This is a genomic window from Mesorhizobium sp. M4A.F.Ca.ET.090.04.2.1, assembly GCF_003999085.1.
In the GTDB taxonomy this organism is placed as follows: Bacteria; Pseudomonadota; Alphaproteobacteria; order Rhizobiales; family Rhizobiaceae; genus Mesorhizobium.
Genome location: NZ_RZOT01000991.1, coordinates 1 through 647, shown reverse-complemented (window position 1 = coordinate 647; position 647 = coordinate 1). Strand labels below are relative to the sequence as shown.

General features: G+C 65.1%; 1 protein-coding gene. It reads left to right on the top strand.

The annotated features are described in order from the left end of the window. Window positions 1-532: hypothetical protein (locus EN781_RS33675; protein ID WP_127400786.1), on the top strand; the 532-nt coding region annotated here is incomplete at its 5' end. Between the last annotated feature and the right edge of the window lie 115 nt (window positions 533-647).

Here is a 647-nt window from a genome sequence, read left to right as displayed (position 1 = left end):
GCGCATTCTTGAGCTTCAGCCCGAGGACTGGGTGACGTATTCGCCCTCACATTCGCCGCTGAACACGCGCACCACCGAACGCATCCGGCATCTCATCCCCGACCCGTCGCTGATGGGCGAGGACCAGGACGGCGAGAAGCTGCGTTTCATGACGGCCCGCTGGAACCAGATCGAGCCGGCCTATGCCGCATTCAAAAGCGGCCAGGAAATCCCGCTCAACGGGACCGCACTCGCCGCCTGGTCTGGCGTCACGCCCGAACAGGCCGAAGTGCTGCGCACCGCCGGCATTCGCACGGTCGAGGAAGTCCGCGACCTCACCGACGGGCAGCTTGACCGCGTGCGTCTTCCGAACATGCGTGATCTGCGCAAGCAGGCGGCGCTCTTCCTCGAGAACAGTGACGCGGCCAAGGCCGCCGAGCGCGAGGCCGCGAAGGATGCCCAGATCGCCGCACTGATGGAGCGTCAGGAGGCGATGGAAGCCATGATCGAGGATCTGACCAAGCCGAAGGCCAAGGGCAAGGAAGCTGCCTGATGTCCATCCTCGACGTGGTCAAGGGCGCCGCGACAGTGCTCGGCATGGAAGTGCCGACGCTGCTCTATGGCGCGACCGGTCGAGAGATGGTCGAGATGCAGGCACTGGCCAACGT